At 58.9% G+C, this 18,159-nt stretch carries 24 protein-coding genes and 1 pseudogene; 15 read left to right on the top strand and 10 right to left on the bottom strand.

What is annotated here, in order from left to right; all coding sequences use genetic code 11:
- The first annotated feature begins 48 nt into the window (after positions 1 to 48).
- From AC1DX6_RS16685 to AC1DX6_RS16675, 3 genes are all read left to right on the top strand, one after another.
- Entirely contained in the window at positions 49 to 495 is a 447-nt protein-coding gene (locus AC1DX6_RS16685) for a YidB family protein (protein ID WP_477315196.1), read from the top strand.
- Between the two features lie 302 nt (positions 496 to 797).
- Entirely contained in the window at positions 798 to 1,445 is a 648-nt protein-coding gene (locus AC1DX6_RS16680) for a DUF2147 domain-containing protein (protein ID WP_477315194.1), read from the top strand.
- A 656-nt stretch (positions 1,446 to 2,101) separates the two neighbouring features.
- A complete protein-coding gene (locus tag AC1DX6_RS16675) occupies positions 2,102 to 2,344 on the top strand; it encodes a response regulator (RefSeq protein ID WP_477315192.1) in 243 nt (80 codons plus the stop codon).
- A 189-nt stretch (positions 2,345 to 2,533) separates the two neighbouring features.
- On the opposite strand, the gene AC1DX6_RS16670 is transcribed toward AC1DX6_RS16675, so the two are convergent.
- Both AC1DX6_RS16670 and AC1DX6_RS16665 read right to left on the bottom strand, forming a co-directional pair.
- Positions 2,534 to 3,448, bottom strand: coding sequence for a plasmid partitioning protein RepB C-terminal domain-containing protein (locus tag AC1DX6_RS16670; RefSeq protein WP_477315190.1), 915 nt, complete (start codon positions 3,446 to 3,448; stop codon positions 2,534 to 2,536).
- On the bottom strand, positions 3,439 to 4,998 hold the full coding sequence (locus tag AC1DX6_RS16665) for a recombinase family protein (protein ID WP_477315188.1): 1,560 nt from the start codon (positions 4,996 to 4,998) through the stop codon (positions 3,439 to 3,441). Before AC1DX6_RS16665 ends, AC1DX6_RS16670 begins: the two co-directional genes overlap by 10 nt.
- A 155-nt stretch (positions 4,999 to 5,153) precedes the next feature.
- On the opposite strand from AC1DX6_RS16665, the pseudogene AC1DX6_RS16660 reads away from it, so the two are divergent.
- Together AC1DX6_RS16660 and AC1DX6_RS16655 are read left to right on the top strand one after the other, a co-directional pair.
- Positions 5,154 to 5,402: pseudogene (locus AC1DX6_RS16660) on the top strand (type II toxin-antitoxin system HicB family antitoxin); the annotation flags it as partial.
- 141 nt (positions 5,403 to 5,543) lie between these two features.
- Positions 5,544 to 5,861 carry a YMGG-like glycine zipper-containing protein gene (locus tag AC1DX6_RS16655; RefSeq protein WP_477247687.1) on the top strand — a complete coding sequence of 106 codons (318 nt, stop codon included), beginning with the start codon at positions 5,544 to 5,546 and terminating at the stop codon, positions 5,859 to 5,861.
- 106 nt (positions 5,862 to 5,967) lie between these two features.
- Here the strand turns inward: AC1DX6_RS16655 and AC1DX6_RS16650 are convergent, their stop codons facing one another.
- Positions 5,968 to 6,339: a nuclear transport factor 2 family protein gene (locus tag AC1DX6_RS16650; protein WP_477315186.1), complete on the bottom strand. Its 372-nt coding sequence runs from the start codon at positions 6,337 to 6,339 to the stop codon at positions 5,968 to 5,970.
- 62 nt (positions 6,340 to 6,401) lie between these two features.
- Positions 6,402 to 7,184, bottom strand: coding sequence for a class I SAM-dependent methyltransferase (locus tag AC1DX6_RS16645; RefSeq protein ID WP_477315184.1), 783 nt, complete (start codon positions 7,182 to 7,184; stop codon positions 6,402 to 6,404).
- 103 nt (positions 7,185 to 7,287) lie between these two features.
- Between AC1DX6_RS16645 and AC1DX6_RS16640 the strand changes: the two genes are divergently transcribed.
- Together AC1DX6_RS16640 and AC1DX6_RS16635 are read left to right on the top strand one after the other, a co-directional pair.
- Complete coding sequence (locus tag AC1DX6_RS16640; protein WP_477315182.1) at positions 7,288 to 7,413, top strand: hypothetical protein; 126 nt, start codon at positions 7,288 to 7,290, stop codon at positions 7,411 to 7,413.
- Positions 7,414 to 7,748: 335 nt separating this feature from the next.
- A complete protein-coding gene (locus AC1DX6_RS16635) occupies positions 7,749 to 8,918 on the top strand; it encodes an acyltransferase family protein (RefSeq protein WP_477315180.1) in 1,170 nt (389 codons plus the stop codon).
- Positions 8,919 to 8,958: 40 nt separating this feature from the next.
- Here the strand turns inward: AC1DX6_RS16635 and AC1DX6_RS16630 are convergent, their stop codons facing one another.
- Positions 8,959 to 10,074 (bottom strand): acyltransferase family protein, encoded by a 1,116-nt coding sequence (locus AC1DX6_RS16630; protein ID WP_477315178.1) that lies wholly within the window; start codon positions 10,072 to 10,074, stop codon positions 8,959 to 8,961.
- 97 nt (positions 10,075 to 10,171) lie between these two features.
- Here AC1DX6_RS16630 and AC1DX6_RS16625 point away from each other — a divergent pair, with 97 nt between their 5' ends.
- Positions 10,172 to 10,447: a hypothetical protein gene (locus AC1DX6_RS16625; RefSeq protein ID WP_477315176.1), complete on the top strand. Its 276-nt coding sequence runs from the start codon at positions 10,172 to 10,174 to the stop codon at positions 10,445 to 10,447.
- A gap of 77 nt (positions 10,448 to 10,524) precedes the next feature.
- Here the strand turns inward: AC1DX6_RS16625 and AC1DX6_RS16620 are convergent, their stop codons facing one another.
- The gene (locus AC1DX6_RS16620) at positions 10,525 to 11,460 is read right to left on the bottom strand and encodes a S1/P1 nuclease (RefSeq protein ID WP_477315174.1); all 936 of its coding nucleotides are present in this window, start codon (positions 11,458 to 11,460) and stop codon (positions 10,525 to 10,527) included.
- A gap of 148 nt (positions 11,461 to 11,608) precedes the next feature.
- On the opposite strand from AC1DX6_RS16620, the gene AC1DX6_RS16615 reads away from it, so the two are divergent.
- The 3 genes from AC1DX6_RS16615 to AC1DX6_RS16605 all read left to right on the top strand — a co-directional run bounded on the left by AC1DX6_RS16615 (position 11,609) and on the right by AC1DX6_RS16605 (position 14,119).
- Positions 11,609 to 12,439, top strand: coding sequence for a thermonuclease family protein (locus AC1DX6_RS16615; RefSeq protein WP_477315172.1), 831 nt, complete (start codon positions 11,609 to 11,611; stop codon positions 12,437 to 12,439).
- Positions 12,440 to 12,449: 10 nt separating this feature from the next.
- The gene (locus tag AC1DX6_RS16610) at positions 12,450 to 13,190 is read left to right on the top strand and encodes a hypothetical protein (protein ID WP_477315170.1); all 741 of its coding nucleotides are present in this window, start codon (positions 12,450 to 12,452) and stop codon (positions 13,188 to 13,190) included.
- Positions 13,191 to 13,639: 449 nt separating this feature from the next.
- Positions 13,640 to 14,119, top strand: coding sequence for a hypothetical protein (locus tag AC1DX6_RS16605; RefSeq protein WP_477315168.1), 480 nt, complete (start codon positions 13,640 to 13,642; stop codon positions 14,117 to 14,119).
- 4 nt (positions 14,120 to 14,123) lie between these two features.
- Here AC1DX6_RS16605 and AC1DX6_RS16600 read toward each other — a convergent pair whose 3' ends face one another.
- Positions 14,124 to 14,351, bottom strand: coding sequence for a hypothetical protein (locus AC1DX6_RS16600; protein WP_477315166.1), 228 nt, complete (start codon positions 14,349 to 14,351; stop codon positions 14,124 to 14,126).
- A 170-nt stretch (positions 14,352 to 14,521) separates the two neighbouring features.
- Between AC1DX6_RS16600 and AC1DX6_RS16595 the strand changes: the two genes are divergently transcribed.
- Both AC1DX6_RS16595 and AC1DX6_RS16590 read left to right on the top strand, forming a co-directional pair.
- A complete protein-coding gene (locus AC1DX6_RS16595) occupies positions 14,522 to 14,656 on the top strand; it encodes a YHYH domain-containing protein (RefSeq protein WP_477315164.1) in 135 nt (44 codons plus the stop codon).
- 1 nt (position 14,657) lies between these two features.
- Positions 14,658 to 14,984, top strand: a complete 327-nt coding sequence (locus AC1DX6_RS16590) for a DUF6804 family protein (protein ID WP_477315162.1) — start codon at positions 14,658 to 14,660, stop codon at positions 14,982 to 14,984.
- A 40-nt stretch (positions 14,985 to 15,024) separates the two neighbouring features.
- On the opposite strand, the gene AC1DX6_RS16585 is transcribed toward AC1DX6_RS16590, so the two are convergent.
- Together AC1DX6_RS16585 and AC1DX6_RS16580 are read right to left on the bottom strand one after the other, a co-directional pair.
- Entirely contained in the window at positions 15,025 to 15,267 is a 243-nt protein-coding gene (locus AC1DX6_RS16585) for a hypothetical protein (protein ID WP_477315160.1), read from the bottom strand.
- The gene (locus AC1DX6_RS16580) at positions 15,254 to 16,129 is read right to left on the bottom strand and encodes an ATP-dependent DNA ligase (RefSeq protein ID WP_477315158.1); all 876 of its coding nucleotides are present in this window, start codon (positions 16,127 to 16,129) and stop codon (positions 15,254 to 15,256) included. Before AC1DX6_RS16580 ends, AC1DX6_RS16585 begins: the two co-directional genes overlap by 14 nt.
- 784 nt (positions 16,130 to 16,913) lie before the next feature.
- Here AC1DX6_RS16580 and AC1DX6_RS16575 point away from each other — a divergent pair.
- Together AC1DX6_RS16575 and AC1DX6_RS16570 are read left to right on the top strand one after the other, a co-directional pair.
- Positions 16,914 to 17,288: a sunset domain-containing protein gene (locus AC1DX6_RS16575; RefSeq protein WP_477315156.1), complete on the top strand. Its 375-nt coding sequence runs from the start codon at positions 16,914 to 16,916 to the stop codon at positions 17,286 to 17,288.
- A gap of 13 nt (positions 17,289 to 17,301) precedes the next feature.
- Complete coding sequence (locus AC1DX6_RS16570; RefSeq protein ID WP_477315154.1) at positions 17,302 to 17,871, top strand: hypothetical protein; 570 nt, start codon at positions 17,302 to 17,304, stop codon at positions 17,869 to 17,871.
- Between the two features lie 40 nt (positions 17,872 to 17,911).
- Here AC1DX6_RS16570 and AC1DX6_RS16565 read toward each other — a convergent pair whose 3' ends face one another.
- Positions 17,912 to 18,112 (bottom strand): hypothetical protein, encoded by a 201-nt coding sequence (locus tag AC1DX6_RS16565; RefSeq protein WP_477315152.1) that lies wholly within the window; start codon positions 18,110 to 18,112, stop codon positions 17,912 to 17,914.
- Positions 18,113 to 18,159 lie beyond the last annotated feature (47 nt).

Genomic DNA, 18,159 nt, shown 5'->3' with positions numbered 1-18,159 from the left:
CCTTTGCGAACAACAAGCCTTCTTCCTGTACCCCAAGGGAGGAAACCAATGGCAAATCTGGGAAAACTGGCTGTCGCAATACTTGGCGTTCTGGCCTACCAAAATCGCGATAAGATTGGAGACCTGATCCGAGGCGCGGGAAATCGCGATCCAAACAACCCGCAAGGGGGGATCATGGATCAGCTGTCCAAGGGCGTGTCTGGGACGGCGCTTGGGGACATACTGGACCGCTTCAGAAATGCAGGAGTGGGGTCGAAGGTAGATTCTTGGGTTGGTACCGGACCAAACGACCCGATTGAAACGAAAGACGTTGAGATGGCAATAGACGAGGACACCCTCACTTCCCTTTCGATGCAAACCGGTCTGTCGCGCGATGAACTGGTAGCCAGAATCTCGAAAGAATTGCCCGACGCCGTAGACAAGCTCACGCCAGACGGTGCGCTGCCGGCAGAAAATCCCAGTCAAGGGACCGGTAAAACAACACTCCTCGACTAGGTGCCGACACTTCCCCCGATCGGTAGGCTGAGGGACTACAGTTTTTCCCAGCGCGCCTGCGATCTGCGAAACTTACGCGAGCGTTACTTCATCGCATCCACGCGGTAACCGGCTAGCATGCGGTCCCCATCCCATGCGCTTGCAGGTCATCTACTCCTGATGCCCAAAGTGGATTCAAGGGTGGTTGCCTCGCCACGCCACGTCTGTGTCAACTTGGTCATGGCGGCCGCTTCTCCAAAGCAGGTGATCCGCGCCGAGTGTCACGACGTACAATGCGAATAAGGCGTACGGAGACCTGCCCAATGAGAGGGATAACTGCATTCGCCGCGGTTACACTTATTTCAGCAATGGCACGTGCCGACGTTTTGTCCGACGCCGGCGGGGTGTGGTTAAGGGACGACGGCAATGCCCGCGTCAAGACTGCTCCCTGCGGAGAGAAACTGTGCGCAACCAATCTGTGGATCAGGGATACCAGCAAAGGCGAAGACGTTGGCGATAAGCTGATTATGACGGTCAAGCCGAATTCCAGCAACTCGTTGAAGGGGACCGCCTATGACCCCAAGCGAAAGCTCACCTTTTCGATGACCCTGCGGGTCGCCAGCAAAGGGTTGACGACGCGCGGCTGTGTCATCGGTGGATTGATTGCAAGAATACCAGTTGGACGCCGGCAAAGTGAATCGGGCCAAACAATGAACGGCAGGTCAGCTTCGGCGCCGACCATTGTCCTGTTTCGGCGCGACCTGCGCGTTAGCGACAACGCTGCCCTTGCGGCAGCGGCCAATCGCAAAGGACCTGTTCTTGCGCTCTGCATCCTTGACGAAGAGAGCGAGGCCATTAGGCCTATGGGTGCAGCAAGCCGCTGGTGGCTACACCATTCGCCAGCCGCGCTTAGCCAGAAGTTGCGTCGCCCAAATCTAACCCGCGCTTACCAGGTACATCAACACGCCTAAAATGGCAGCCAATGACACGCCGCCTAATGAGCATTGAGCGACGCTACAGTTTGACGCGAGAGATCGGCTTCGCCTTGATGAAGGCGGACTTCGCGGCCTCGGGAGCCTTGGTGGCCTTCGCACCATCATGGGCGCTATGGAGCCGCCGGCCGTCTCTCCGAACCGTCGCTGTTCGGATATGCTTTGTTGGACCGCCTGGGCTTCTGTTGTAGCGAGGCCAGTGGATGCCCGGGATGATGGCTTGCAAAAGCCCGCGCCATGGAGGGACCAATGACGCGGGCCGGCTCCCACCAGCCTTTGCTCCCGATGCCAGTGACAACATCGGAAGCATGAACCAAAACTAATCGAAACAGCTAATGTTCCCACAAAGCCAGGCGGTTCATCGCTTCGCCACTTTTCTGGACACTCGCCAAAACGGTCGCATCCTCTCATTCGGGGAGAAGGGGCGTGGGCAAAGTCCAGCGTCGGCAAGGTCCCAATAAGGCATGCAAGATCAGCTCGCTCAAGGAAGTCCCGCAGGCGGTGACGGAGTTCTCCCATGTCTATTCGAACCCTGGGACGACCTACTGCAATCGGTACGGCACGATGGTGAGCTGCAATACTTAGATGGAACTAAAACCCTTGGTGGCCGTTTGCGGGCTCTAAGGGGACAATCAATGAGCGACGGTTCGGTTCTGGTCGTTGAAGACGAGGCCCTCATATTGCTCGACTTAGAGTCGGCGCTTGAAGAGGCGGGCTTTCAAGTTGTGGGTGCAGGCAGCGCTTCGAACGCCATGGCCACCTTCGATGCTGATCCGACCTCGTTCAAGGCTCTGATCTCGGATATCCGTCTAGGAGACGGCAAAACCGGCTGGGAAGTTGCGCGGCATGTGCGTCAAGCCAGCCCACCCTTCCCGTGATCTATATTAGCGGGGATAGCGCCATACATTGGGGTGCGGAAGGCGTTCCCGAGAGCGTCATGATTACGAAGCCGTTCGTGTTGGTGCAGATCATTACGGCACTATCAACGCTCCTAAACCAGCAAGTCCCCGTAGCCCTGCCAAAGCCCGAAAGCTAATCGGGTCTGTCAAACTATTATAGTAGGCGAGCTAGGTCTCCTCCCGAAATCCTGCAGCGATGCGTGGCGTAGGTTTCTTCGCGCGCAGGTGTTCCACGCGGCCAACCAACCCCGGCTTGAGGACGGGCACCGACAAATTGTGAAACTCTTCAAAATGGCCAGGAAAATTGCGCGCCAGATATCGCACCACTTTGGAATTATCCATTAGCCGGTGAAAATAGCGGCTGGCTGCGACAAGCTCCAGACCCACTCGGCTGCGTTGTTCCAAGGCGCTTAGAACCGCAAGGCTCAGCCTGCCCAACTCGAGCGCCATCGCGCCTCGCTGGCCTTCAGGCAGGTTGGCGATCGTTGCGGGATGGAAATCCTTGGCCAGCAGGGCTTGTGGTGTGAGAGCGACGAGCATCCTTGCATAGGTAAGCCTGACCCGGTCCATGGCCACCATCAGGTAGGAAATTTGCAATTGCCTGGATGGAAGCACCCTCTGGAGCAACCCGAAGATTTTTGTTTTCACTGGGCTGTCCCGAAGCACGTCGAGGACGTCCGGGCAAACTCCGCTGACACGTTCCCGGTTTTCGCCTGCGTCGGAAAGGGGTTTTCCGGGAGGGCAAAACACTTGCGGCTCGCGAGTCGCGCCTTGCAACCTGTGAGCCAATAGCCTCGGCATAGTGTCAAGCCCCTCGGAGACCAGCAGTACGCAAAATTGCTTGTCGCGCATCATCATGCGAAGCGCCCCGACGATGCGGTCCAGACGCCGTTCAGACATTTCTGCTTCCGTTATGAAATCGCGCATGCGTCTGCATTCCGCCTCGTAGGTCGCCAAAAGTTCGGGCGCAAAGAGCTTCGCCTTGGACCCTGGTTGACCAGCAGCAATATTCCTCGCGTGTCTGTTGCCGCTGTCCTCAAGCGCGCGGTAGGCGGCCTCTTTGGTCAAACGTTTCAAATCCAAACCGCGCTCCCCACAGTCGCTCGCTCCGCCAGCCTGATAAGCGGGCTAAGCGTGGGAAAAATATAGGTGTCCAGCCGTCCGCCATTGTTGGCATGCAGTTCCGATTTGCCTGCGATCTCTTGGGCAGGAGCAATCAAATAGTCTCGAATGGTGAGGTCGCCGGGATTCATCCGGATCAGGACGAAAATGTCCGCCAGCGGCTGCCGGTCGGCCTTCGAAAGCCAGCGTGGATAGCCGAAGCCGGAAACCCTGCAGCGTGCTATTGTGATCGCCACTGTGATCTCCTGGTTGATCCGCAGGAGGCTCGTCTCGATGTCATGGGTCGCGACCCCGCCACGCTTTTCAACTGCGGCCAGGAGATCCTGGATAACCTGCAGCCTTAGCGTCTCCAGGCGCCGGTTCACAAGGATGTAACGGCAGTTCTTGGGCGGCTCGTATCCGATCAGTTCATAGGCTTTGACGATGGTTCCAAAACGCGACATGTAGCGGGTGGACGGCGGGCAGTTGGGTGCTGCGTCGATAATGAAAGAGGACAAGGCGCCGCGACGGGCCAGGAGTGCCTTGAGGGCGGCCAGCATCTCGTCATTGGTCAGGTGGCGGTAGATGGTCTTAAGGACAATCTGCGCTCGGTTGAACAGCTTGCGGTCGACGATCGGCTGCAGGACGTTTTCCACCCGCATCCACTGTTCCGGGGGATTGCGGACTTGATGACTTTTGAGCCGGGACGAATGCTTATTCCAGACGCTGTTGCCGATATAATTTTCGTTGGTCAGCACCGAATGTACGGACTCTCGCGTCCATGGGCGCCCCAGGTCGCTTAGTACGCCACGCTTGTCGAGTAGCCTTGCCATCTCGAGCTCTGTCTTCCGTGTTCTGACGAAGTGACCGAAAATCCATCTCACTATCGCAATTTCGTCAGGCGGTCCGGGGACCACAACTATCCGGTCCGTCTGCAGGCTCTTGTATTCGTACGTCGAAAGGATGCCCTTGGGGCTGCCATGTTGATCGACAAGCAGGCGCCGCAGGCCAAAGCCGACCTTGGAGCCCTGTCGAAAGCCCATCCGGATCAGCCTCGCTTGGCCAATGAAGACTTTCTGCGAGAGCATTCTGCTTTGCTCGGCAGCCATGCTGCGTTTGATTGCTTTGAGGACATCGGACCCGATGCTGCCGTCGTTTGCGAACTGCTCGGCGCAAAATTCGATCCGGACGCCGGCCATCTGGCACCGGTACTCGTAGGCGGCGCTCTCATCGATATTCTGGAACCGTCCCCAGCGGCTGACATCGTAAACCACGACAGTCTCGAAATCGGCTCTCCCGCTCTCGACATCGGCCAGCAACTGCTGAAGGCCGGGGCGGCCCCCGAGGTTGAGACCACTGCGCCCGGCGTCCTCGTAAGTGGCGACAATCTCGTAGCCCATGATCTCCGCATAGTCGCGTATGGCATCCCTCTGGTTGTCGATGGAGTAAGTTTGCTTGCCGGTGGACATCCGCAGATATTGGGCCGCGCGAACTCTCCTTGCTGTTGGGAGACCGCCGAGATGTTTTCCCATCCACTTGAACCTTCGCGCAGGCGCAAGTGTGCCTGGAACGTCCAACTTATTGGGCAGCGTCCTGCGCTATCGTTAGGAACACCTCGACAGTTTGTGTCGAATGAGCCGATAGTTTGCTAGGGCTTCAAATGCCGTTGTCTAGCGAGAGGTCGACGATGCGCCACTATATCGGACTGATCCACAAAGACGCGGAGAGCGATTTCGGCGTGTCTTTCCCCGACTTTCCTGGCCTAGTCACGGCCGGAGCGACTTTGGACGAGGCATGCATCCTGGGGGAGCAAGCGCTTGCCTTCCACATCGACGGACTTGTCGAGGATGGAGAAGCGATTCCCTCGCCCTCTTCCCTAGAGGAGGTGATGACCGACAGCGAACAGCGTTCAGGCGTGTTCATCGTCACCCCGGTTTGGCGATCATAGCCATCAACGGCGGAGAAACCATGTCTCATTTCGTGAGCCGGCGCGCCGCCGTTTGGCCGCAAAGTCGACCCAGGTGGAACAATTCGCCCCTTTCGTGAGTTCCTGGGGCTGTAAAAAGGAGTATCTCGAATGATCATCAAGAAAGCCGTTGTGGCGGCTCTTATGGCGGCGGCGCTCGCAGGTTGTGCGACTCAGACCGAACAGCAGCAGAGAGCGACGACCGGCGCGCTCATCGGCGGCGGTGTCGGAGCTCTCGCCGGTCAAGCGCTAGGCGGCAACACGGAGAGCACTGTGGTTGGTGCCGCGGGCGGTGCGTTGCTCGGTGCCGTCATCGGCCAGTCGACCACGCCGCAGCGCCGCGGCGAACAGCTCTGCCGCTACCAGGATCGCCGTGGCCGGATCTACACGGCGCCCTGCGACGACCGGTATTACAACGGCGATTATTGATCCACTCTCCGGCCTGGAAGGGCGGTCGTCTGAATGCGCCGACCTTCCAGCGGAGCCAGGACTGAGGTTTACTCGCTACGCTTTGGAGTGGAGCGACATCCAGTTCCTACTCCACAATCTTCCAGTAAGAATCCTTGCGGATCACCTTGCCGTCGCGAAACGTGTAGAAGTCGCAGCCGTGGACTTCCTTTTTCACGCCCTCGCGGGTGGTGCCGGTGAGGGTCCATTTCGACATGCCGGTATCGGCAGCCTCGTCCGCAAAATGCTCGCCATTGCCGTAGTGGACATCGGGCAGGCCTTCGAAGCGTGTCGCCAGCGCGTCTCGTACGTTCTGTTTGCCCTCGAAACGAGAACCCCAGGGCTTGCTGCCCCTCGGCATCTCCAGGACGCAGTCGTCGGCAAAGAACGCCATGATGCGATCGAGATCGTGCGCGTTGAAGGCGTCGCACAGCTCCGTCAGTGTCGATCGAATGTCCATTCGCCCGCCTCGCGTCCAGTCGCATGACCATTATGCCGATATCGGCACAGCGATGGAACACACTAGCCTTCGGCTGTCGCCAAATTGGTGCTGACCTCGAAAGCGAGTCCCGATCCATCGGCGTAGGGGTGCAGCGCGGGCGCACTTTCGCTCATGATGGCCTCCACCATGCGCTTGCGTTCCTCATCGCCCATTTCCCTGCCGACAGCACTCATGCCGACGAGCGCCATCGTGTTCAATCGCAGGAAGGGTGCGCCATCCTGGAAGCGTATTGTGCGCGATATCGTCGTTAACCGGACTTCGTGGAAGCCGGCGTCCCGGAGCAGCGCCTCAAGCGCGGCCGCGTCGCCAAAGCTGTACCGGGGATCCGCGATGGCGCCCAGGCGGCGCTCCGCCACGTGGCGCAGCTCCCGAAAGAACGGAATTTCATCGTCGGATCGCCATGTGGCTACCGCCAGCCTGCCGCCCTTCGCAAGCGCCCGCCGCATTTGCGCCGCCGCCGCGTGCTTGTCAGGAAAGAACTGCAGTCCCTGCTGGCAGACGACAACATCGAACTGCTCTGCGTCATGGAGAGGCAGGGCGCTGGCATTGCCTTCGCGCCAGTCGATGCCCGGTGCCACGGCGCGCGCAACGGCAAGCATATCCGAACTGACGTCGATGCCGACAACGTAACCGGCGTCACCGAGCCGCTCCCTTGCAACGCGGGCCACTACTCCTGTTCCGCAAGCGATGTCGAGGACACGGTCGCCTGGAGACAACTCCACCTCTTCGAGAGTCATTTCGGCCCACGGCCGGAAGAGAGGGCCTGCCAGCCACCGCTCGTACATCTCCGGGAAACTTGCCATCATTGCCCCCAATGGATCGATCTGAGATTAGCATATTTTATGCCGACATGCCGCGCCGGAAGGTCCCGGGAAACTGCCGACGCCGACCATCACCGACAAGGACGTGCAGGCCCGCGAAGCCGCATTGCGGGCTGAGCTCGAGCAGCGCAAGGGCACTGCCGGCACGATCAAGACCGATCTGTCGCCGAGCGATCTCACCGGCCAACGCCGCGTGCTTTTGGGGGTATGACCATGACCGCGATGAAGCGCAGTTTTCGCAGGCGGGCGCTGGCCTGGTGGTATTGGCGAAAGCACGCGAGGTTGCTGAAGCGGCGAGGGTGAAGTCGCCAATCTCCCCCCGTGTGGGGGAGATTGGCACCTTCGACGCTGGTGCTTTCCCTCGAAAACCTCCGTTCATGTTGCACTGCGTTAGATTTGTTGCATTGCGATATGCGGCCGGTGGATCGAAACTCTCCGTGGGCGGGTTTTCGACCTTGCACGAGGATTCATCGTGTCAGCACCCTCCTGGGCACCGCTCCGTGTCGCAGTCGTATCGCCGGCGTTCCTGCTATCTCGGAGCCCGGCATGACAGATATCAGGTCATCGCGCATCGAATGCCTGGACGGGCTTCGCGCGCTCGCCGCGATCTGGGTGCTGGTCGGGCACTGCCTGCTTCTGACCGGCTGGCGAATTCCTATCCTCGGCGAGCCGGATCTCGGCGTCGACCTGTTCATCATGCTGTCCGGCTTCCTGATGGTGTTCCACTACCAGTTGCGCCAGGACAAGGAGCCCTGGCAAAGGCCGGAAACCTGGCTGAAATTCTGGACGCGCCGCTATTTCAGGATCGCGCCGCTGTTCTACGTCATGCTTTTCGTGGCGCTGGCGCTTGGCCCCACTCTCTACGAGTCGAGAATCGTCATCGATGATTTCCTGTCGAGATCGCACCAGGCGCCCGAACGCTACCTCGACGGCAGCCTCAAAAACATCGTCGCCCATCTCACCTTCCTGTTCGGCCTGGTGCCGAACCTCGCCTACCGCACGCCGCTGCCCGACTGGAGCCTGGGGCTGGAAATGCAGTTTTACGCCGCATTCCCGGCCGTCATGCTGCTGGTGCGCTGGCTGGACTGGATCAGGAGCGCCATCATGGTCGCGGCGGTTGGCTGCATCATCGTGTTTGCGATGCGGCAGTTGTCGGTCCATTTTCCGATGCCGTCGTTCCTGCCGCTGAAAATGCAGATCTTCCTGTGCGGGATGCTGTTGGCGGGCGTCGTGCATCAAAGCCAGCCACGGCCGCTGCTCTATCTGGCATTGGCCGTGCTGCTGGCGGCGCTGCCCTTTGGCGGCGACTACGGACTGGGCAAGCTTTTGGTGCGTGAAGCGCTGGTGCTGGGCTTCTTTGCCCTGGTGCTCTACCGCATGCTGCCGGGAACGGCGGGAACGGTGGCGAGAGCGATCGCCGTGACACTCAGCAACCGCTTCTTTCATCTCATGGGCGAGCTGTCCTTCAGCATCTACCTGATCCATCTTTTGGTGCTGCAGCCGGTCGCGGCCTTCGTCATCTCCGAGTACGGCCACGAACTGCCGGCGCCGCTGCGCTTCGCCATCGTCGTCGCCGTCGTCCTGCCGACCGTGACCCTGCTGTCCTGGATCACCTACAATCTGATCGAGGTCCCCGGCCAGAAGGCGGGCCGCTTCGTCGTCCAGCGCTTTGGCCGAAAGGGCGCGCCGACGCTGGAGACGACGCCGGCAGAGTAGGCGCGAAGCCCGCCGATCTCCTCGACTGAATCCACCTAGTCTAAAACTGTGTCACGCTCTCTCGTGCGCGTCGAAGGGAAAGCCATTGCCGGAGCAGGATCCGGATGTTCGTGTCGTAGACGTAGTGGGCGAATGCCGAGACCGCGATGATGAGAATTGATGTTCCCATGATGAACGGCAAGCCGTGCTCGTTCCATGAGACCCCGGTCAAAGATTCGACCGCGGCGTTCGAAAGGCGGATGAGCGGCGTGTGAAGAACATAGATGGCGTAAGAGATGTTGCCGGAGAATAGGGCAATCCAGCGCCAAAACCCGGATAGTCGCAAGCGAGAGGCCACGAGAACGAGCCAGGGCCAGATCAGGACTATGACCGCCAGACTGTATGACTGGAGATGTGCGGCGGGACTGAAGATCATAAGCGCTCCGCACAGCGCCAGGAGAAACAGCATGGTGAGATTGCCGCCCCAGCGATCCCCGGTCGCATACCGGTTGAGAAAGACCCCGAGAAAGAACGAAAACGCGATCCTGGCCGGAGCCGCGATCGTGTCGTCCCAGTGGGCGCCGCCCCCAAGGACGAAACCATTCCAGGCCATCAGCACCAGAGCCAGGCAAGCAACACCGACAATGAGGGCAAGCGAACGCGCAGCCAGCCTTATGGCCAGCGCGCCAAAAATAGCGTTGGCGACCAATTCATAAAACAGCGACCATGCTGGACCATTTAGCGGGAAAAGCAGCTCGGGAAACGTCGAGAGCGACGGCGGCGTGGGTAGAAAAAGAATGGTAAACCCAAAGCTTGCAAGCAAATCCAGCCGCGAATATGCGCTGAGCCCCTGCGTTGCGATGGTTGCACCGACGCCGATCATGGCCAGGCCGATCGCGGCAAAGTATAGCGGGTAGAGCCTGAGAAGACGGGTCTCCGCGAATTGCCAAAATGACATGCCTTTGCGGAACTTGTCGTCATAGGCGTGGGCGATCACGAAGCCGCTCAACAGAAAAAATAGGTCGACGGCGAGGAATCCTGACGGCGCCAGATCAAATCGCCGGCCCGTGAATTCTGTGAAGTGGCCGAGCATGACCAAAACAGCAGCGATGCCCCGGAGACCGTGCAGGGCGTCGAAGTGGGCTGTTTCCGCCTTTGAATCTCGCGTTTCGGTCATCCCGTTCCCGCTAGTTTTACTCTGCCCATCTACGCACTGATTGCTGCAACGCACAAGAAAGTTTTGCGGCGCACACTCAACTCACACCATGCACCAGATGGCTGGTGCCGAAATCTGCGACATGATGTTCGTTATTTTGTTCCAGAGGTTGGTAAAGAACCTGAAGATGGCGACGACCGAAGCGGAGATCCGCCAGTTGGAAAAGGGCGCCCTGCTCGGCCCCGGGCTCGATCACGCGGGTTTTGCTGCCAACCGCGACCGTGAGTTATATCAATCGACGACTATGCAGCGGCGAGGTGTCCTGACGACAGCGGACGCCTTCATCCCGCAGATGCTGCGCGATGACCTTTCATCAATGCCGGGCGACAGATGAGAATGACGAAGAGTCTCGGTGAGGCATCGCCGATGGCGGTGTGAGCCGCGGCAGCAGCGCTGCATTTTCGTTTCAAGCTATTTAAACGCGTCGTTGAGCACGCCCGCAAGCCTTGCCGCAGCGAGCGCCGCTTGGCTTCGGGCAACATTGCGGGCATCGGTTTCGTAGGTGCGGGTCAGCACCGCAACTGTGTTCTCGCTCAAAACCGGTTCGCCATAGGCGAACTTTTTGCCGAGCACGAAACTCTCCTGCGTCCAGACATCCGGGTCCAGGACCTTGGCCTTGGTGCTGTCGACCTGGAGCTTCGAAATGCCCGCCTTGTCGTTGGCGTCGAAGATTGCACCGGGCACCGAGACATAACCTCCGAACATTCGATCCCAATAGGCATGAAGGTCGGTCGTCTCGCCCGTCGCCGGCATCACGTTGACTTCGTTGCCGCCGCGATCACCGTCGGTGTTGATCGGCGAGAAGCGCTCCGTCGCATGCAACGGCTGATGAATGTCGCCGACGAGGTGCAGCAGCCAAACCAGGTCGTAGGACCGCATATCATCGGTGGCGCTGGATGTGGCCGGCAGCGCAGCGATGAACAGCTTCATCTGCGAGACGGCATTGATCGGGTCGGCGTCCGTGAATGGGGTTCCGTCAGTCGAGAAACGGACATCCTTGAAGTGCCAGTAGCGATGCATGTTCTTGTCGGCATAGCCAATGTTCTGGCCCGTGGGCGTATCATCGTCTTTCACATAGCCGCGAGCCGGATCCTTGATGTCGTCGGCCCAAACGGCCGCATGGACAAAGGCGTATTGTGCCTTCTTGTCATCCGGCACGCCGGCAGTCCAACTGGCGTAGTCTGGATTCATCTTGATGAGAGCATCTGCTTTGGCTTTCGCCTGCGGCGTCAGCTTCGAGTAGGCCACCGCAGCAACCTGCATATGGCCGCCGTCCCACCAGGCCAGTGCAGGAGCAGACGATAGGATCAATGAAAGAACGAAACTGAAGACGAGTGCACCACGCATGTATTCCTCCCCTTTCAACTGTTTTTCATGCTGCCAATTCTAGATGACGCCGTAGTGACGAACAATGGCGCGTTCACGGATGTCAGCATCATCGGTCTTGCGAGGTCCTATATTTTAGGATTGAATTAAGGGCTCCGGGGGGCAGGGAGTGGACAACTCTCGCTACAACAATCGATCCGATCAGCGGCGGAAGCGCACTGGTGCAAAGCTACCGCGCGTGTGGCGGCTAACTGGCGTTCCGAAACGTCTGGTCTTTGTCACCCTGGCCGCGGCGACTGCCTATGTGATGCAGTTCGTCATGCAGCACAGTGACCATGCACCTGAGACCATTGTGTCACCCTCGATTGTGTCGAAGCCAGCCTCGATCGCTGGTGTTGCGTCTGTCATCGATGGCGACACCATCGAAGTTCACGGGCAACGCATCCGCTTCAATGGCATCGACGCGCCGGAGAGCGCGCAACGCTGCAGCGATACCAGGGGCGTTGACTATCCATGCGGCCGGCGCGCGGCCGAAGCGTTGAACGCGTTCCTGGCGGCCTCGAGGCCGGTGCGATGCACGTTCGTTGAATGGGACCGCTATCACCGCTTTGTCGGTGACTGCCGGCGCGCTGATGGCGCGAGCGTCGCCGCTTGGATGGTCCAACAGGGTCAGGCACTGGACTGGCCCCGCTACAGTCATGGCGCCTACGCGGCGCAGCAGGCCAAGGCAGAGGCTGCGAAGGTTGGTCTGTGGGCCGGAGCCTTTCAGACGCCTTGGGATTGGCGCGCTGCGCATGCGAACAATGCCCAATCTACAGGCCAGCCGCTCGGTTTGATTGGCCGCCGGCTGGTCGCGCAAAGCGGCTTCTCGTGCGAACCGCGCCGCACCTGCTCGCAAATCAGCTCCTGCGACGAGGCCCAATGGTATCTGCAGAATTGCTCGTGGGGCGGCAAGCTCGACCGCGACAGGGACGGCATTGCTTGTGAAACTCTGTGCTAAGGGGGGGTTCATGCGTATCGACAAGGCTGGTGTTCTGAAAAGGACTGCCTGGGGCCTTTTGGGACTTTTCGCTGCCCTGGCGACCGCGTGCAGTTCGGTCGATTACCAGAAGCTTGTCACAGGCCAGCTATCAGGAAGTCTCTTTGTCATGTGGGTTGGTGAGGGCAACAGTTCGGGCGACGGAAATTTCCTGTTCGTGCCCGACCCGCGGAATCCCTTGATCTTCCACCGCGCAGATCCGTCCTCCCCAGGCAGTACAATCCAGCCAGGCCTCATGTATACCGACGGCGGATCGATCCCAAAAATTGCACAAATCTTCAAAGGCCTTTCGCCTTGGGGCTACGCGCCGGCCTACATGATCCATGATTGGGTTTTTATCGCTCACCATTGCATCGTGGACGGCAGTACGGAGAGCCGCTTTGACCAGGTTCGCGGTATCGAATTCGACGATTCAGCCGCGATCCTTGGCGAAGCCATCAAGGCACTGATCAAGGCTCGACAGGTGGCTTCCAACGATGTGGCGCCAAGTGCCATAACTGGTGCCGTTGGAAGCGTGATTGCCAAGAACCTGTGGGGCGAGAAGGGAGCTTGTCAGTCGCTGCAGGTTAGCGCGAAGGACATCGCTGCTGCGGAGGCAGCCATACCAGGGTCAACCACCAAGGCGAGAAACTTGCGGGTCTTCCGGGTTCCAGAGACGATCGTGACGGCAACGGCAAAGCCCGCCAAGATTGTGGCTCACGTCACATTTTGAGATGTATTCCACAAGTGTCGGCTCTGTAGTGCGCAGGGTTCCTCCCTCTCTGCCAGATTTCTCTCCTAACAGATTGATTTTGTAGGATAGTTGTCTACGTCAATTGCCTCCTTCCCAATGCGTTTCCCAAGGAAAATGCAACCGAAGGAGAATGGAATATGCACCGCTTTTCTGACCAGACCAAAAGCCCGATCCTCGGGAGGCTCTCTCGTCTTCGGGCTTCAGCATGGTCGTTTCGAACCTCACTTTGTCGCCGATCTCCTCGGTTTATCTCAGCTGATCGCCGCTAAAATTAAACACGAGCAGTCCTATAAGAAACTGCTAATATTTATGTCAGCCGGCAGTGACAGAATGCCGGTAGGCCCGATAGCCAGGAGGTCACCCCCGAGCGACTGTCGGGCCGCTAATCTCCTCGATGGGCGGAAAGCAGTCATGGGGAGGCAGCGAATATGCGAAAAATCGATCTTTGTGCGGCCGTTGCTCTGTGCATCTTGCCATCCAGCCTACTGGCGGCCGACGAAGTTTCCGTCGAGCGCGGTTTGTATCTTTCGATCATCGGTGGCTGCCATTTCTGCCACACGGAAGGATACCGTGAAGCCGATGGGAAAATCGACCCGGAGAAAGCATTGAAAGGCTCTTCCATTGGCTGGCAGGGTCCCTGGGGGACGACCTATGCAGCAAACCTCAGGGACTCGGCGATGGGCTTTAACGAGGACAAATGGGTCGACCACCTTAAGAACAAGGTCAATTTGCCGCCGATGCCCTGGTACCAAGTCCAAGCCATGAGCGACAGCGACTTGCGTTCCATCTATCTCTACATCAAATCGCTCGGACCACCCGGCGAATTGGCCCCGTTTTACCGGGAGCCCGGCAAGGAGCCGAGGACACCTTATGTCACACTGGTGCCACCTCAGACGCCGAAGAAGTAACGGTCTACCGGACCGGCCCTGTCCCGTTCCATCTAATGAACGGTGCATCCTTGCCGGTGATATCCTTGACCGTCTTCAGCATGGCCTCATGGGCTCCCTGAAGCGCTCGGAAGTGATCGCAGCTAGGCGAGAGTAGCGGCTGGACAACGCTCCTGTGCAGCGCTTCGGCTGCCACCAGAACGCGCTCGATTTCAGTCTCTGATAGCTGTTTGGAAAGTTTGGTTCTGGCCATGGTAGCGAACTCCGTTTGAGGGGATCGCCGCAACGAAAGGATTATATTCCTGATTTTGATAGGTCTGACAAGAGGCGGATTGTGGATATCGACCCTGCCTTTCGGTCCCTCTCGCTTGTGCTGCCGCCGCAATAGTGCTCTGTAGAAAAGATACTTGGGAGGGCAATAGTATGAAAACAACATTTCTCACTGCTTTGTCGGCTGCAATAATCGCGTTCGCGACCAGCGCCTATGCACACAGCGGCGGCACGGACCAAAACGGTTGCCATACAAACCACAAGACCGGCGAATATCACTGCCATTAAAATGCTGAAAACCATGCTGTCGACGCCTGCCGGAACGGTCCGGCTGATTGCAATCGTGACTGCCATTGCGATGTTGCTGGCCGTTGCGCCCTGGCCTTATGGCTATTACCAACTGCTAAGAGTCATTGGTTTCTTCGCCGGGATCTACTGCGCCGTCGCGCTCCTAAAATCAGGGGACGACAACTACTACCTTGCCGGGGCGCTGTTCACCGCGGCGTTCATCTTCAATCCGTTCCTCCCAGTCCATCTTCCCCGAGGAATTTGGGCGCCGATAAATATCGTCGCGTCTGGCCTCTTTGCGGTCGCCGCCTACAAACATCGCGAATAGCCCAGCGAGGACGCCGGGCGTAGGCGCCGAGTCGGGTCAATCAACCAAGCCGAACTCCTGGAGGCGGCTTGCTGACCGCAGCTTCGTCAAGTTCCGCTTCCAGCTGACCGCTGACAGACTTGGGCGTGTCGGCAATCGGTTCGCCGTCGAAGCCCTTCAGCCATGCATCGGCATATTCGTCCCAGTACTGGGGCACGTCTCGCGCCTTGCCGTCCTTGCGAGCTTGGACGCCGTACATCCACGCATATGCAAACCGTTCGTGGTCCTTTTTAGCCACCGCCATTTTGGTCGTCCTCCCTGAAATCCTGCAGCGAGGCATGCCGCAGGTCTTCCTCGCCGCGCAGATGCTTCACGGTGCCCACCAGGCCCGGCTTGACCCATTGCGTCGCCGGCCGCTTCATGCCCTTAGGCGGGGCTCCTGGGTGCTCCTGGACACGTTTCCAGAGCCGTTCGCGCAGTTCACGGTTCAAGGTGACAAAGGCCGAGCCGACATAGCGCCCGGTGCCGCGCTCGGCCAGTAAGGCGAAAGCCGGCTTGCCGGCCTCGCGCTCGACGCCGAGCAGATCGTATTCCTCGATCGCGTAGCATTTAGCCTTCAGCCAGTTGGTCGACCGGCCGCTACGATACGCACTGTCCTTCCGCTTTGACACCATGCCTTCCAGGCCGGCCTGGTCAACGAGGTGAAAGACAGCGGCGCCGGTGCCTGGCAGCGCTTCGCTGAATTGGATGCGACTGCCTTTCGAGATCATCTCGGCCAGGATCTCGCGCCGGTCTTCTAGCGGCATGTCGCGAAGGTCATGGCCGTTGAGGTGCAGGAGATCGAAGGCGACGAAGTACAGGTCGTGTTGGCGCCTGGTGATGGCTTTGCGTAGCTCGCCGAAGTCAGACAGGCCGGCAGCATTGAGAACGATGATCTCGCCGTCAATGATGGCGGTCTCGATCTCTAGCTCGCCGGCCGCCTTGGCGAGGTCGCGATACTTGGACGTCCAGTCGAGACCGCGGCGGGTGAAGATCCGGACACCGTGGGCATCCCTGACGATCTGGGATCGGTAGCCATCGAACTTGACCTCATGCGACCAGCCATCGCCCTCGGGAGGCTTCTCCACAAGGGTCGGCATCAACGGCTCGACGAACTTCAAACGCATGAACTGACCCGCCCCACGGTGATTCATATTAGCATGCACTGAAATAGTTCCATAAATACAAAAACCCGCTGCCTATCCTCAAAAGGAGCGGCAACGGGCTAAGTGCATTTTGGGAGAGGCAATTAAGCCCGCCCTAATATTAGATCGGTAAGGCGCGCTTGTCGTTAACCGATTGCGTTTCGTCGACGGCTGGGGACTACCTGTGGATAACCCACTGGAGGCAGGGCGAGAGCAAAGCCCCTGAAAGGATGATGACTACCGCACTTAGCCTCAATTGAGCGACTTCTGATGTGGCTGTAGATTCACTCGCGCGGGAGACCTGACCTCCTCCGCAATGGCCGGTGCAAGCTTTAAGTCCGGCAACCCGTCGTCGACTGCGGATGTACCAGCGACGGCGGGAGCGGCGGCAAGAAGCGCGCGTTCCGCTCGGCGGCCGTCCCCCAACAGCGCCGAAGCAAAGGCTATTGTGATCGACCTCTCTGCGAAAACAGCTCGGCAGTGATTTTGTCTCTGTCCCCACTATGCCGAGCGATCAAAGCGAGCGCTTCCTGGCGGCCAATGTTGCCGAGCTTCATGAGGTACGGAAGTTCAAACGTTCTCTTGTTGAAGCGCCATTCTGGCACGTACCGTATTGCCACTTTTCGCGCTGTCGTTCCAACTTGACGCATCATTTGGCTCCTCTCCCTGATATGATGATGCTTCGCAAAATCCGTGCCTCTTGCTCCTGCGCGATATCTGGACTCTCTCGCGCAACGGAAGCATTCTCCCATCGGGGAGAGAGGGCGTGGGCAAGGTCCAGCGTCATCAAGGTGCCAACCAGGCTGACCGCTGGCGACAAAACGCCAGGAAGCGGCGGCTTCGGTTGTGGCGACTGCGATATCTATTTCCGTTGGTGTTGGTTCCCCTGGCCGCTTTTCTCACGGTGAGCCCAAGCAGCCTTGAAGCTATCGCCGGGTTCGTTCCCGCCGGCCTGCTGAACGGAAGCGCCGGCAGTTGCGACATTAAGGGCAACATCAGTATCAACACCGGCGAGCGCATCTACCATGTCCCCGGCCAGGAGCATTATTGGGAAACGAAGATCAGCCCGCAGTATGGCGAACGCTGGTTCTGCAGCGAAGCAGAGGCGCGCGCGGCAGGCTGGCGCAAGGCTAGGCGATGACGGACACCAGTCAATGGCCGGCCGCCCCGGTCTACAGCCCTCGCGATTACGTTCTCATCTCAAGCTTTCGCAAGTTGGTGACCTGCCGCCGACCTGGGATGAGTGGTGGGAGAATTTCAAAGCGTCTGAAGCTGAGCAACGTCGCCAAGGCTTTCCCGCTATCAGAGTGAGCGTCCACGCCGGCAAATTCAAAGCCTGGCTTCAGGAGAACTCGATCTCGTCATCCGAACAGACCCGGCAGCAATTCGCTCAGCAACGGCTGGAAATGAAACGAGAGCGAAAGGCTGCGCGACTCGCTGCGGAGTTACCATTTGGCGAGCGGCTATGGGCTCCAGCACCTCCGCCGCCGCCCGCGCCTTGGTCACATAGAGCGATCGAGATGTGCGCGTCGACCCTATTGGCGATTGCGATCTCTTTCGCCGCGGTCGTTGGCGCGACGCTCGCGACGTCGACAGGCGTTCTCTATCACCAAGACAAAGCGACTGACGGGGTCGTGTGTCACTACTTCACTGGAATTGGGACGTTCACGACGCCGAGCTATTCGGCGACTGGCTGTCAGCGGTTTATCCACAAAGGATCATAGGGGAAGCCACCGGGTTGGCGAAAAAGCGAGGAGAGATGAATCACTCGTCGGGTTGGGCATCGAATGGGTCGTGCAGTTGCTGGATAAAGTGCTCGAGTGACAGAGTTGCATAGCTGATATGCTGCCCAACAGCCAACTTCGTGTCGTCCGGTATGCCTGTCGCAAGAAGTGCCCGCAGCGTGGCATCAAGCTGATCCATGATATCCTGAGCAGCGTCCGCAATCGCATGCTTGCCGTCCATGGTCGCACCCAGTCACCGATCGAGTAGCGGTAGCACGATCGCCATAA

This window comes from Mesorhizobium sp. P2_C4, from assembly GCF_056404575.1.
The sequence above is the reverse complement of the archived record's forward strand: the minus strand, read 5'-3'. Positions and strand labels throughout refer to the sequence as shown.